We start from the raw sequence: 13397 nt of genomic DNA, 5'->3' as shown, positions 1-13397 counted from the left end.
CCGTGGGGCGTCGGCTCGTACCGCTCACGCTGGACAACCTTCCGGATCTTCCCCAGCGATGTCGCTCCTGTGTCTTCTGGGAGCTCGACCCGGTCAGCGGAGAGGCCGCCTTGAAGGCGGGGCGTCCGGAGGCGGAGAAGGAAGCCTGGATCTCGGCGGTCCTCCTGGAGTGGGGTTCCTGCGGGCGGGTGGTCTACGTGGACGAGGTGCCCGTCGGCTACGTCCTCTACGCTCCCCCGGCCTATGTGCCACGGTCGACGGCCTTCCCGACCAGCCCGGTGGCGGCTGACTCCGTCCAGCTGATGACGGCCTGGATCATGCCGCAGTACCAGGGCCAGGGGCTGGGCCGGATGGTCGTGCAGACCGTGGCCAAGGACGTGATGAGGCGGGGCTTCAAGGCGATCGAGGCGTTCGGCGATGCCCGGTGGAAGGAACCGGCCTGTGTGCTGCCGGCCGATCACCTCCTGGCCGTGGGCTTCAAGACGGTCCGGCCCCATCACGCGTTTCCCCGGATGCGGCTGGAGCTCCGCACGACGCTCTCCTGGAAGGAAGACGTCGAGATGGCTCTGGACCGGCTCCTCGGCGCCGTACAGAAGGAGCCCGCCTTGCGGCCGCTCTAGTACCGGGACATGAGAACGGCCCGCCCCTTGAGGGGCGGGCCGTTCGTGTTTCACGCTTCATGTTTCACGTGAAACAGAGAGCGTGTCAGCCGTTCGAGGCCTCGAGGAAGGGCGCCAGGTCGCGCTCGATGGCGGCCTTCGGCTTCGCACCGACGATCGTCTTCACGACCTCGCCGCCCTGGTAGACGTTCAGCGTCGGGATGGACATGACGCCGTACTTGGCGGCCGTGCCCGGGTTCTCGTCGATGTTGAGCTTCACGATCTCGATCTGCTCGCCGTGCTCCTTGGCGATTGCCTCCAGCGACGGGGCGATCTGGCGGCACGGGCCGCACCACGCCGCCCAGAAGTCCACGAGGACGGGCTTGTCGCTCTTGAGGACGTCCTCTTCGAAGGAAGCGTCGGTCACAGTCTTCAGGGCCACGGCGGCCTCCTTGTTTTCGCGGGGTGTGGAGTGAGGAAAGACGAGGATCAGACCGCGGGGGTCTCGGCCAGCTTCTCGCTGTCGGCGAGGGCGGCCAGGAAACGCTCGGCGTCGAGCGCGGCGGAGCAGCCGGTACCGGCGGCCGTGATGGCCTGACGGTAGGTGTGGTCGACGACGTCGCCCGCACCGAAGACGCCCGTGACGTTCGTGCGGGTCGACGGCGCGGCCACCTTCAGGTAACCCTCGTCGTCCAGCTCCAGCTGGCCCTTGAAGAGCTCGGTCCGCGGGTCGTGGCCCACGGCGATGAAGAGGCCGGTGACGGGCAGCTGGCGGGTTGCGCCGGTCTTCGTGTCGCGCAGGGTCAGACCGCTGAGCTTCTGCTCGCCGTGGATCTCGGTGACCTCGCTGTCCCAGGCGAACGAGATCTTCGGGTCGGCGAAGGCGCGCTCCTGCATGGCCTTGGAGGCACGCAGGGTGTCGCGGCGGTGGACGATCGTGACGGACTTGGCGAAGCGCGAGAGGAAGGTGGCCTCCTCGATCGCGGTGTCACCGCCGCCGACGACGGCGATGTCGTGGTCCTTGAAGAAGAACCCGTCGCAGGTGGCGCACCAGGAGACACCGCGGCCGGAGAGCGCGTCCTCGTTGGGGAGGCCGAGCTTGCGGTGCTGGGAGCCCGTGGTGACGATGACGGCCTTCGCGCGGTGCACGGTGCCGGCGGTGTCGGTGACGGTCTTGATGTCGCCGGTCAGGTCCACGGCGATGACGTCGTCGGGGACCAGCTCGGCGCCGAAGCGCTCGGCCTGGGCCCGCATGTTGTCCATCAGGTCCGGGCCCATGATGCCGTCACGGAATCCGGGGAAGTTCTCGACCTCGGTCGTGTTCATCAGCGCGCCACCGGCGGTGACGGCGCCTTCGAAGACCAGCGGGTTCAGCGACGCTCGGGCCGTGTAGAGCGCCGCGGTGTAGCCCGCGGGCCCGGAGCCGATGATGATCACGTTACGGACGTCGCTCACGGGTTACTTCCTCGTCTCTGCAGACTGCCACTGCCTACGGGGGCGGTCGTCTCGGTCACTCTCACCCCACCCAACGGATCCTACGGGGCATGCATTCCCGAGATTGCCGCGCGGCACGTGGCCGAGGCAGAGAGCGAGATCAGGAGCGCGGATACGTCTCGCTGAGCAGGAGATCGGCCGCAGGGCTTCCGCTGCTCGTGGACCGGTCCGCACAGGAGGCGTCGAGGACGAAGGCCTGGACCCGGGTGCTGTCCGTCGGGTCGGCCAGGACGACCAGATAGGCGGGCGTTCCCTGGTACTCGCCCCGCTCGTGGGCGAGCACGGCGTCGGTACGGCCGGTGCCGGCCAGGACACAGCCAGGGACAGCACTGTCCCGGTTCCGCTGGGGGCTGGGGGTCGTGGCACCCTCGGCGGACATCGATTCGGGGCCGACTCCCTGCGGCGTCTTGGCCACACTGGCTTCCTCGCCCAGGAGCGCGTGGACGCGTTCCTCGACCGGCGCCCCGGAGAAGGGGGCCAGAGCCACGGCGCTGACGTCCGCCTTCTTGGCGCCCTGCGCGCTGTCGGCGGTGGGGCTACCGCCCTGGCTGAGGAAGAGGCTCGTACCGAGGACGGCGGCGGCGAAGGCGGCGCCGAGCGTGGAGACGAGCGCGATCCGGCGCCGACGCGGCTTTCCGGGGCGACCGGGGCCGGTGGCGGCCTTGGGGCGGCCCGCAGGACGCTCCGCGGCGGGGGAAGGCGGCCCGGAGGGATCCGGCTCGGTGCGGGAACGCCCTGTTTCACGTGAAACAGGGCTGCCGCTCTCCGGCGCGGTGGCCTGGAGAAGGGCTTCGGCGGCGAGCGCGGCGTCGATCCGGCCGGCGATCTCGGCGGGCATGCGGGGCGGCCCGGGCAGCGTGCCCAGGAGGCCCCGGATCTCCTCCAGGGACGTCCTGACGTCCGCGCAGAGGGGACAGCCGTCCAGATGACGGCGTACGGCCGCGGAGCGGCTCGGTGACAGGAGCCCCTCGGTCAGATCGGAGATCTCCGAGACGTCCGGGTGCTGTGTCGTGTCGGCCTTGCCGGTCGTGGAAGTCACGCGCGCCCACCTCCGCCCTTCACAGCAGCTGGATCTGTCGGTCCGGTATCCGTCGGCCCCGGCACCGGTGGGACGGATGTCCCCGGCGTCCGGTTCCTTCCCCCTTCGGTGGCCTCGTTACCCACTGTGTCGGCGCGCAGATGAGTGACCATCGGGAGCAGGCGTGACCGCCCTCGTGCACAGCGGCTTTTCACGGTTCCGGTGGGAACGCCGAGGATACGTGCCGCCTCCGCGACCGGGTATCCCTGCATGTCGACGAGGACGAGTGCGGCGCGCTGGTCCTCGGGGATCTGCGCGAGGGCGGCCAGGAGCTGCCGGTGCAGATCCTGGCGCTCCACGGGGGCCTCGGCCGACTCGTGCGGGTCGAGGAGCTGCTCGAAGCGGTCGGTGTCGTCGACGGGTGAGGTTCTGCGGGAGGCGGTCTTGCGGAGCCGGTCGAGGCAGGCGTTCACGGTGATGCGGTGGAGCCAGGTCGTGACGGCCGACTGGCCCCGGAAGGTGTGGGCGGCCCGGAAGGCGGACAGCAAGGCGTCCTGGAGGGCGTCGGCGGCCTCCTCGCGGTCCCCCAGGGTGCGCAGGGCCACCGCCCACAGACGATCGCGGTGACGCCGCACGAGCTCACTGAAGGCGTCCGGATCCCCGGCGACATGACGCGCCAAGAGCTCCTGGTCGCCTGTGGTCTCGTCTATCGGAGCGTCCAACGGTGAGCCCCTCCCCGTGCGGTGGTCAGCCCACGATCTTGATCTCGGCCAGCTTGCCGCGGTAGCCCCCGTCGTTGGCGGGGAGTTCCGTCAGCCAGACCAGAACGTAGCGGGTCGTGACCGGCTTGGTGGGCTTCAGTGTGACGTTGCTGCCCGATCCGTCCGCCTGGGTCGTGAACCCGTCGGGCGTGGACGGTGCGGAAGAGGCGTCGGAGGGTGCGGTACGGAGTTCCACCGAGGTGTCGCCCACGAACGACAGGTCGACCGAGCTGATCTCCTGGGCCGTGCCCAGGTCGAGGATCAGGCCCACGCCCGACTTCAGGTTGGCGAAGTCGGAACCGTAGTAGTTCACGGTGTGCCAGAACGTGTTGGGGTCACCGTCGTAGGCACGGTCTATGGCCTGGCTGTTCTCCGAACCGTTGCCCAGGGGATCGAAGTCCTGGGCGGACACGATGGAGATCGGCTTGGGCGGCTTGGGCTTCTCGTCGACCGTGGGGGACGTGACCGGCGTCTTGGTGGTCGGTTCCTGGTCGAGGAGCCGGTCGGCGATCTGCCAGCTGCCCAGGCCCAGGGCGGCGATCAGCAGGGCCGAGACGGCCCACTTCAGCGCCGTGCCCGTACGGCTCTGGAGCGGGGCGGGCGGCACCATGACCGGCTGGGTGGCGGCGGGACGTGCCTGGGGGCGTCCGTAGGTGCCCTGCTGGTACGTCGTGCGCTGGTAGTCGGGCGGGGTGGGGAACGTCGGCTCCGGCGGCTTGACGCGGGGCATCGCGGCCACGGCCTTGGCGAGCTCGTCCGGCGTCGTGCAGGGCGGTTCCTGGCGGGACGCGGTGGCCCCGTCGTTGGCGAGGGCGCGCATGGCGATCTCGGAGAGGCCGCGGTGGACTCCTGCCCGGACCTGGTCGGGCGGGAGGAGCCCCACGCCCTTGGGGAGGCCCGAGAGCCCGTAGGCGTCGCTGTCGTACGGCCAGCGCTGGGTGAGCGCCGCGTACAACAGGGCGCCGATCGCCTCGGTGTCGGTGCGCTGCGGGCGTTCGGCGGTGATGCCGCGCAGGGCGGCGTTCACGGCGAGACCACGGATCCGGTACTGGCCGGTGGAGCTGCGCAGGACGGCGCTCGGGGTGAGCCGGAGGTGCGCGAGGCCCTCGCGGTGAGCGGCGGCCATGGCCTGAGAGACCTGGCTGACGAGCTGATAGGCGTCGTGCGCCTCCATCGGGCCGGTCGCGAGCAGCGCGGTCAGCTCGGTGGAGTCGGGCAGCCACTCGTGCACGACGTACACGAGGTCGTTCTCCTCGACGGCATCGAGGACTTGGACGAACCGGGGGTCGCCGAGCAGCGCCGCGGAGCGGGCCGCGGCCAGGACGGAGCGGGCCCGGGGGTGGTCGGCCGGCAGGAGGTGAACTCCGACGGCACGCCGCAGCTTCTCGTCGACGGCACGCCAGCTGCTGAATCCGTCCAGTCGGGTGACGCACTCCTCCAGCCGGTACCGTCTGGCCAGCTTGTGGCCGCTGTGCAGTTCGGGTGCCGTGATGGAGGGTTGTTCGCCGCTCTTTCGTTCGACCGCCTTGTTCTCCGTGGCCTGGGCGGTCGTCGCCGCCGTCTTCTGCGTTTCCGCCACCCCGTCGGTCGCGGCCTTGTCCGCCTTGGCGGTCAGCGGGTCGTCACCGCTGTTGTCGGCCACGTCGACGGCAGCCGTGCTACGTTCCGCCACCGTCGTCCTGCCTCCCCATCCGTTGCGCCACATCCAACAGCCATGCCAATTGTGCCCACAGTCCGACGCTATGCACGACACGCGGTCCCCGCAGATGGTTGTGCGGGGACACCGAATCAGCGTCCCAGGCGTCCCCGCACCATGCCGACCAGGGTGTTCAGCTCCGCGATCCGCATGCGCTTGGCCGCGACGAAGAAGACACCCAGGAGGACCGCTCCGCCGACGAACAGGGCGACGAGGGAGCCCAAGGCGCCTTCGCCCAGGAGCTTCAGCAGTCCGAAGCCGACGGCGCCGGCGACGATCGCCGCGGGCACGGAGGCCATGCAGAGTCGCGCGTAGGTCCGCATCACATGGGTGCCGTCCAGGTCGCCGCCGAGGCGGTTGCGCAGGCGGCGCCACGCGATGCCGACGCCGACTGAGTAGGCGAGTCCGTAGGAGGCTGCCATGCCGACGACGGCCCATTGCGCGGGCAGGAGGACGTAGCAGAGGGCCGAGGCGGCCGCGTTCACGGCGGCGACAATGACCGTGTTGTAGAAGGGCGTCCGGGTGTCCTCGTAGGCGTAGAAGCCGCGGAGCACGACGTACTGGACGGAGTAGGGGATCAGACCGAGGCCGAAGGCCATCAGGATGAAGCCCATGCTCTGGGCGGCCTCGACGCCGCTGGAGGCGTAGAGCAGGGTGCACATCGGGACGCCGAGGGCCAGGAAGGCGAAGGCGACCGGGACGATCGCGACGGCCGAGTTGCGCAGGCCCTGCGAGATGTCGTCGCGGACGGCACCGGGGTCGTTGTCGTGGGCGGCGCGGGAGATCCGCGGCAGCAGCGCGGCCATGACGGAGACGGTGATGATGGCCTGCGGCATGCCCCAGATCAGCTGGGCGTTGGAGTACGCGAGGAAGCCGGCGCCGTTCTTCCCCGACTCCTGACCGGCGGCCGTGGCGAGCTGAGTGACGACCAGGACGCCTGCCTGGTTGGCGAGGACGAAGAGGACGGTCCACTTGGCGAGCTTCACCGTCTTGCCGAGCCCGTGGCCCTTCCAGTCGAAGCGGGGCCGGAAGCGGAAGCCCGTCTCGCGGAGGTACGGGATCATCGCCAGGGCCTGGACGACGAGCCCGAGGAGGGTGCCGATGCCGAGCAGGCGGATGCCCTCGTCGGGAATGGTCTGGACGCCCATCTGGGACTCGGCGGACGTGCCGTAGACCCAGATGAACAGGCCGAACGTGACGATCATGACGATGTTGTTGAGGACCGGCGTCCACATCATCGCGCCGAACTTGCCGCGGGCGTTGAGGATCTGGCCCATCACCACGTGCACACCCATGAAGAAGATCGTGGGCAGGCAGTAGCGGGCGAAGGTCACGGCCACGCTGTTGGCCGCGGCGTCGTCGGCGATCGTGTTGGACATCAGCCGGACCAGCAGCGGCGCCGCGAAGACGGCCGCCACCACGATCAGGCCGAGTGCCACCATCACGAGCGTGAGCAGGCGGTTGGCGTAGGCCTCGCCGCCGTCCTCGTCGTTCTTCATGGAGCGGACGAGCTGGGGGACGAAGACCGAGTTGAGGCCGCCGCCGACGGTGAGGATGTAGATCATCGTCGGCAGGGTGTAGGCGATGGTGAAGGCGTCACCGAGGAGTGCGGCGCCGAGCGCGCCGGTGATCACCAGGCTGCGGACGAAGCCGGTGAGCCGGGAGACCAGGGTGCCGGCCGCCATCACGGCGCTCGACTTGAGCAGCCCGGAGGCGCGGCCGGACTTCTTCGGTGCGGGGGCGGGAACAGGCATGGGGTCCGGCTCCGGGGCGGGCGGGGGCACCTGGCCGGGCATCTGCTGGTCCCGATAGAGGTGCGCGAACGCGTCCGGCTCGGGCTGCTCCTCCCCTGCGCGGGTCACCAGGTCGTCGACGCCGGTGAACTGCACCGTGCGGGCGTCGTCGCCGTACGGCAGGTGACGCGAGGGGCCGTCGGGCTCGGGCGCCGGGGTCTGCGCCCACACGCGGGGGTCCGGGGCGTGCTGGGGCGCGGCGGGCTGCTGGTAGAGCGGCTGAGGCTCCTGGTAGGTACCGGGCGGGGGCGGCGGGTGCGCGGCGCGGTCGTAGAGCGCCTCGGTCACCGGGTCCTGCGCGGAGAGGTCCTGGGCCTGGTACGGGTCGTGGGCGAAGGCGTCCTGGACGTAGGGGTCCTGGGCGTACGGGTTGTTCTGGGCATAGGGGTTCTGCCCGTGCGGGTCGTGGACACCCTGCTGAGGCGAAGGCGGCACCGGTGGGTACCCGGAACCGGGGGGTGCCGCGGGCGTCCCACCGGACGGCGCGGTGCCGCCCGCGCCCTGGCCGCGGTCACCGTCGTACGGCGCGTTCATGGTTACCCCACCTCATCGTCCCCGGCCGACCGGCCACGACATCGCTCAACGGTCCACTTTCTCACCCGGGCCCGACGGGTCGCCGCTTTCGAACCCGGTGTCCGGTGTCGGGTCACTCGGCTGCTCGGGTTCACCGCCCTCGACGTCCTCCGTCTCCGGCGCGGGCTCCGTCTCCGTACTCGCCTCGGGTTCCTCGGCTTCGGTTCCGGATCCCTCGGCTTCGTCGGCTTCGTCGGCTTCCGTCTCCGCCTTCCTGGCCGCGACCCGTTTGCGCTGGCTGTACATCCGTACGCCGGCGAGGACGAGGAGCAGCACGCCGCCGGCGATCACGAGCATCACCGTGGCGGTGATCTCCGAGACCTTCACGTTGAAGGTCATCGGCTGCCCGTAAGGGGTGCCGTCAACGGTGTAGAGCTGGGCCGTCATCGGGACCTGGCCGTTGACGTTGGCCGAGGCGTCGAACTTCACCGACTGGCTGTGCCCGGCGTTGATCTTCACGGGGAGCTCGGCGTATCGCCCGCCGTTCAGCTCCAGCCGGTTGCCGTTGCCGGAGGTGAGGCGCAGGACCAGGTCGTCCACGCCCTGGAGCAGCTTGTTCTGGACGGTCACGGGGATCGTCGCGCTGCGGCCGGACAGCGTGAGGTCCGACTTGTCGACCAGCTGGATGCCCTCGGTGAGATCCTGCAGGTACTTCAGGACGTCGTTCCGGTAGACAGCGGCCGCCCTGGCCTGACCGCGCCAGGAGGTGGACATCTCACGGCTGATCGCGTTGCCGAACGGGGTCACGACACGGTCCGGGAGAGTCAGGACGATCTTGAAGTCGTCCAGCTCGTCGCGGGTGGTCTTCATGTCACGGAAGGTCTGGACGGGCAGTTCCCGGTCGCGCAGCTGCTTCGGGTACCGGGAACCGCTGGGCACCGTGGTGGACGCGTCCGGGTCCGGCTTGGCCGAGGCAGCCGCCTGGAGCTCGATCGGTTGGCTCCAGCGCCGGGCGGACAGCCCACGGAGGGCGTTGGCCATCGTCTGCGCCTGGGAGGCGGTCGGCACCCGCTGCGGGGCGACCACGACGCTGCGCTGCTGCTCAGGCTGTTCCAGGGTGATCGCGAGCGACTGCGCGAGGAACTCCTGGACCGCGAGGGTGGACTTCTCCGCGCGGACCATGTCGCCCTCGAAGGCGGTGGACAGGAGCTCGTCGCTCACGACGGCCGTGGTGCTGCCGTTGCCGAGGGGGCGGGCCGCCGTCGGCGTGTAGGGGAGGTCGTCGCGGACACTGTCGCTGCGGGCGATCACCTTGTTCGCGCCGGCAGAGGTGGCGACGGCCACGATCGAGGGGTCGACGGCCCCTTCCACGGGCCAGGAGAAGTCGGTGGACGGCTGGACGTGGAGGACGGTCTCCACGGTCATCGCCGCGAGCGAGGTCGCCGACTGGAGGTGTCCCAGGGAGCCCGGGACGTCCTTGCCGCGATGGGCCAGGGAAGCGAGGTCGGGGTCGGCGAACGGCAGGGCGACGATCTTGCGGCCCTGCACCGCCGTCTCCAGCTCGTTCAGCCACTGCTCGGCCACGGCCTTGTTCTTGCCCGGGACATGGACCGTGCCGTCCTTGACGCGGTAGCCGTTGGCCATGGCGTCCACGGTGGCCAGCAGGTCCGGGTCGATCACCCAGGTCACCGGCAGGTCCTTGCCCAGCGAGACCATCTGCTCCAGCCGGCCGCCGGGACGCAGCTCGGCGGCCAGGGCGTCGTCCTCGAAGACCGGGGTCTGCTGATCGTCCGTGGCCGTCTCCGCGGAGACGTGGGCCGAGGAGATCAGCGGCCAGAGGTAGGTGAGCTGGGTCTTCTTCTCGGTGGCTTCCGGCTGGTACGGCAGGAAGGTCCGCTCGATGCCGAGCACCCGGTCGTAGCGCAGGTCCGAGGTCTGGCCGGTGAGCGAGACGCCCAGCTGGTAGACGCCGAACTCGTCGAGACCGAGTTCGGAGACCGGCACCGAGAGGGAGAAGTCCGCGCTGAGCCCGGCGCCGAGGCGGGGGATCTTGACGGTGGGGGACTCGTCGAGCGGAGCGGGGTCGCTGTCGCTCCGGTAGCCGGTGCGATCCGACGCCTGGTCGATCTCGCTGCGGCTCGTCATCATCGGGCCGACCCGCAGATCCACGGTCGCGTCGGTGATCGCCTTCTTGCCCCGGTTGGTTACCGTCCCCGAGACGGTGACGGTGTCACCGTCCACCGGTGCGCTCGGGGACAGCGTGTCGAGGGACACATCGACCGTCTTGGAAACGGTGGCTTCCTCAGCGGCGTCCGCCGGTGCGGCGGTCGGAGCCTGGAGCAGACCGGCGAGGAGCGGCGCGCCGACGGCGACCGTGAGGGTGCGCCGCAGCCATCGGCGGGCAGGTGAGGGACCGGTTCCCTGAATGTCTGCCGCCTCGCCCACGCGTTCGCCCATCCTCGTCGTTGTCTGTGGTGCCAGTGGTGTCGATGGTTCCCGGTTGCTGTGTCCAGGCATGGTAACGAGGCACGCCGGGGGCAAGTGCCGGGGACTGCTCCAGCCGATGGGGCCGCGTGCCCGCCCCGCGGGAAAACGAGGACGTCGCGGTGGACCGGGGCACGTACCCTTTTCTGTTGTGCCGAACGCCAACGAAGACACCCCGACCGCACTGAGCCAGGTGCAACGCCGCGCGGTCAGCGAACTGCTGCGTGTGTCCCCTGTCGCCGACGACCTTGCCCGCCGTTTCCAGGAGGCCGGGTTCAGCCTCGCGCTGGTCGGCGGCTCGGTGCGGGATGCCCTGCTCGGTCGGCTCGGCAACGACCTGGACTTCACCACCGACGCCCGCCCCGAGGACGTCCTGAAGATCGTCCGCCCGTGGGCCGACGCCGTCTGGGAGGTCGGGATCGCCTTCGGGACGGTCGGCTGTCAGAAGGACGCCCGCGTCGGAGATGTTGATCAGCGCTTTGAGATCGAGGTCACGACGTACCGCTCCGAGGCGTACGACCGGACCTCGCGGAAGCCCGAGGTCTCCTACGGCGACTCCATCGACCAGGATCTCGTCCGGCGTGACTTCACCGTCAACGCCATGGCCGTGGCCCTCCCCGAGAAGGAGTTCATCGATCCGTACGGCGGTCTGGAAGACCTTGCCGCCCGGGTCCTGCGGACGCCGGGCACGCCCGAGGAGTCCTTCTCCGACGACCCCCTGCGCATGATGCGGGCCGCGCGGTTCGCTGCCCAGCTGGACTTCGCGGTGGCACCCGAGGTCGTCACGGCCATGCGGGAGATGTCCGGCCGGATCGAGATCGTCTCCGCCGAGCGGGTCAGGGAAGAGTTCAACAAGCTGCTGCTCTCGGCGCACCCCCGGAAGGGCCTCGGCCTGCTCGTGGACACGGGTCTCGCCGACCACGTCATGCCCGAGCTGCCCGCGCTGCGTCTGGAGAGCGACGAGCACCACCGGCACAAGGACGTCTACGAGCACTCGCTGACCGTGCTCGACCAGGCGATCGACCTGGAGGAAGACGGCCCCGACCTGGTGCTGCGCCTCGCGGCCCTGCTCCACGACATCGGCAAGCCGCGTACCCGTCGCTTCGAGAAGGACGGCCGGGTCTCGTTCCACCACCACGAGGTGGTGGGCGCGAAGATGACCAAGAAGCGCATGACCGCGCTGAAGTACTCCAACGAGATGATCAAGGAAGTCTCGCGGCTGGTCGAGCTGCACCTCCGCTTCCACGGCTACGGGGACGGCGAGTGGACCGACTCGGCGGTGCGCCGCTATGTCCGTGACGCGGGACCGCTGCTCTCGCGGCTGCACAAGCTGACCCGTTCGGACTGCACCACCCGCAACAAGCGCAAGGCGGCGGCGCTCTCCCGCACCTATGACGGCCTGGAGGAGCGCATCGCCCAGCTCCAGGAGCAGGAGGAGCTGGACGCGATCCGTCCCGACCTGGACGGCAACCAGATCCAGGAGATCCTCGGTATCGGTCCCGGTCCGGCCATCGGCCAGGCCTACAAGTTCCTGCTGGAGCTCCGGCTGGAGAACGGTCCGATGGAGCACGACCAGGCGATCGCCGCACTCAAGGAGTGGTGGGCGGCGCGCGGCTGAGACGCGTCGGGGAGATCGGGTGGGTGTTTCACGTGAAACACCCACCCGATCGTGACCGAGGCAGCGATGCCGCAGAGGGGTGATGTTTCACGTGAAACATCACCCCTCCGTGCGTCGCCTTCGCAGTGCCAGCGCGATCGCCGCGTAGACCACCGCCACGAGGACGACAAGCAGTGGGGAGCGGCCGTCCGGCGGCAGCATCAGCGCGGCGATGCCCGCCGCCCCGACGAAGGCGACGTTGAACAGCACGTCGTAGAGGGAGAACACCCGGCCTCGGTAGGCGTCGTCCACCGTCGTCTGCACCACCGTGTCCGTCGCGATCTTGGCTCCCTGGGTGATCAGCCCCAGGACGAAGGCGGCGACGAGGAAGGGCACGGGGTCGAAGAACAGGCCGAGCGTCGGCACCAGGACGGCGGCGAGCCCAGCGCACAGCGTCATCCAGCCGAAGGGTCCCAGTCGTCCCACCGCCCAGGGGGAGAGGACGGCCGCCGCGAAGAACCCGGCCCCCGAAGCGGCGACGGCGATCCCCAGGAGGCCAAGGCCTTCGGACTCCGTGGTGCTCCAGGCGTAGCGGCTGAGCATCAGCACGGTGACGAGCAGGGCGCCGTAGCAGAAGCGCATCAGGGCCACCGCGGTCAGCGCCCTGGCGGCGGGCCGACGCTCGGCCAGGTGCCGGAACCCTTCGACCAGCCCCCGGGCCGTGGAGGCCAGCGCGGAGGTGAGCCGCTGCGGAACGAGCTCCGCATCGGGTCCGAGTAGCCCCCGGGGCATCCGCAGGGAGGCGAGGGCGGCCAGGAGGTAGAGAGCGGCGCCGAAGGCCACCACGGCCGCGTCGGAGTCGTCCGCGATCAGCCGGACGCCGAAGGCCAGACCGCCTCCGAGCGTGGCGGCCAGGGTGCCGGCCGTAGGGGAGAGCGAGTTCGCCACGACCAGCCGCTCCTCGTCGACGACGCGGGGGAGCGCGGCCGAGAGGCCCGCGAGCACGAAGCGATTGACCGCTGTGACGGAGAGCGCGGAGGCGTAGAAGAGCCAGTCGGGGACGGAGGCGACGACCAGCACGGCGGTCCCGCAGGCGAGCAGGGCCCGCAGGAGGTTCCCGTACAGAAAGACCTGTCGGCGCTGCCAGCGGTCGAGGAAGACCCCGGCGAAGGGTCCGACGAGCGAGTACGGGAGCAGGAGCACGGCCATGGCGGAGGCGATGGCGGTGGGCGAGGTCTGCTTCTCGGGGGAGAAGACGACGTACGTGGCCAAGGCCACCTGGTAGACGCCGTCGGCGCACTGGGAGAGCAGCCGGACGGCGAGCAGGCGGCGGAAGTTCGTCAGGCGCAGGAGTACGCGCAGATCACGTACGACGGACATGGCAGCAAGACTCACATACGAAGAGGGCCCCCGGGCAGCGCCGCGGGGACCCTCTTCGACAA

10 protein-coding genes are annotated in these 13397 nt (G+C 70.1%); 2 read left to right on the top strand and 8 right to left on the bottom strand.

Annotated elements, in window-relative coordinates; genetic code table 11:
- Positions 1-2 precede the first annotated feature (2 nt).
- A complete protein-coding gene (locus ACIBG6_RS18110; protein ID WP_399223573.1) occupies positions 3-620 on the top strand; it encodes a GNAT family N-acetyltransferase in 618 nt (205 codons plus the stop codon).
- An 85-nt stretch (positions 621-705) separates the two neighbouring features.
- Here ACIBG6_RS18110 and trxA read toward each other — a convergent pair whose 3' ends face one another.
- From trxA to ACIBG6_RS18075, 7 genes are all read right to left on the bottom strand, one after another.
- Entirely contained in the window at positions 706-1041 is a 336-nt protein-coding gene (trxA, locus tag ACIBG6_RS18105) for a thioredoxin (protein WP_399223572.1), read from the bottom strand.
- A gap of 47 nt (positions 1042-1088) precedes the next feature.
- Positions 1089-2054, bottom strand: a complete 966-nt coding sequence (gene trxB, locus ACIBG6_RS18100; RefSeq protein WP_399223571.1) for a thioredoxin-disulfide reductase — start codon at positions 2052-2054, stop codon at positions 1089-1091.
- A 139-nt stretch (positions 2055-2193) separates the two neighbouring features.
- Positions 2194-3132, bottom strand: coding sequence for a zf-HC2 domain-containing protein (locus ACIBG6_RS18095; RefSeq protein ID WP_399223570.1), 939 nt, complete (start codon positions 3130-3132; stop codon positions 2194-2196).
- Positions 3129-3833, bottom strand: a complete 705-nt coding sequence (gene sigM, locus ACIBG6_RS18090; protein WP_399223569.1) for an RNA polymerase sigma factor SigM — start codon at positions 3831-3833, stop codon at positions 3129-3131. Before sigM ends, ACIBG6_RS18095 begins: the two co-directional genes overlap by 4 nt.
- Positions 3834-3858: 25 nt before the next feature.
- On the bottom strand, positions 3859-5544 hold the full coding sequence (locus ACIBG6_RS18085) for a protein kinase family protein (protein ID WP_399223568.1): 1686 nt from the start codon (positions 5542-5544) through the stop codon (positions 3859-3861).
- Positions 5545-5660: 116 nt separating this feature from the next.
- Entirely contained in the window at positions 5661-7895 is a 2235-nt protein-coding gene (gene murJ, locus ACIBG6_RS18080) for a murein biosynthesis integral membrane protein MurJ (RefSeq protein ID WP_399223567.1), read from the bottom strand.
- Between the two features lie 45 nt (positions 7896-7940).
- Positions 7941-10319 carry a DUF6049 family protein gene (locus tag ACIBG6_RS18075; RefSeq protein ID WP_399223566.1) on the bottom strand — a complete coding sequence of 793 codons (2379 nt, stop codon included), beginning with the start codon at positions 10317-10319 and terminating at the stop codon, positions 7941-7943.
- Between the two features lie 190 nt (positions 10320-10509).
- On the opposite strand from ACIBG6_RS18075, the gene ACIBG6_RS18070 reads away from it, so the two are divergent.
- Positions 10510-11976 carry a CCA tRNA nucleotidyltransferase gene (locus ACIBG6_RS18070; protein ID WP_399223565.1) on the top strand — a complete coding sequence of 489 codons (1467 nt, stop codon included), beginning with the start codon at positions 10510-10512 and terminating at the stop codon, positions 11974-11976.
- A 99-nt stretch (positions 11977-12075) separates the two neighbouring features.
- On the opposite strand, the gene ACIBG6_RS18065 is transcribed toward ACIBG6_RS18070, so the two are convergent.
- Positions 12076-13335 carry an MFS transporter gene (locus ACIBG6_RS18065; RefSeq protein ID WP_399223564.1) on the bottom strand — a complete coding sequence of 420 codons (1260 nt, stop codon included), beginning with the start codon at positions 13333-13335 and terminating at the stop codon, positions 12076-12078.
- Positions 13336-13397 lie beyond the last annotated feature (62 nt).

Source organism: Streptomyces sp. NPDC050842 (genome assembly GCF_044456565.1).
In the GTDB taxonomy this organism is placed as follows: domain Bacteria; phylum Actinomycetota; class Actinomycetes; order Streptomycetales; family Streptomycetaceae; genus Streptomyces.
Note: the sequence above shows the minus strand (reverse complement) of the source record. Positions and strands in the feature narration are given on the sequence as shown.

Excerpts from the sequence above, each read along its gene's own strand:
- murJ (WP_399223567.1), bottom strand. The coding sequence starts at position 7,895 with ATGAACGCGCCGTACGACGGTGACCGCGGCCAGGGCGCGGGCGGCACC.
- ACIBG6_RS18065 (WP_399223564.1), bottom strand. The coding sequence starts at position 13,335 with ATGTCCGTCGTACGTGATCTGCGCGTACTCCTGCGCCTGACGAACTTC.